Raw genomic sequence first — 222 nt, forward strand, 5'->3', positions numbered from 1 at the left:
TGTGGTGAAAGGCTTCAATGTGGTTGAGCAAGACGGCCAAAAAGGTTTGTTCACCTTTAACAACGTGAAGCTGGGTAAACCAAAAGCAGACAGATTCACATTCACAATTCCAAAAGGTGTGGAAGTGGATGACCAAAGGAATTAATTGGTAGTGAGTAATTACACATTAGATTTCTCGGGGGACGAAGATTTTCGTCCCCTTGCTGCTCGTATGAGACCGGA

Annotated in this window: 1 protein-coding gene; it reads left to right on the forward strand. The window is 43.7% G+C overall.

The annotated features are described in order from the left end of the window. On the forward strand, positions 1–145 hold a 145-nt coding region (locus IQR33_RS18605; protein ID WP_193843915.1), incomplete at its 5' end, for an outer-membrane lipoprotein carrier protein LolA. Between the last annotated feature and the right edge of the window lie 77 nt (positions 146–222).

Source organism: Vibrio sp. OPT46 (assembly GCF_015163535.1).
Lineage (GTDB): Bacteria > Pseudomonadota > Gammaproteobacteria > Enterobacterales > Vibrionaceae > Vibrio > Vibrio alginolyticus.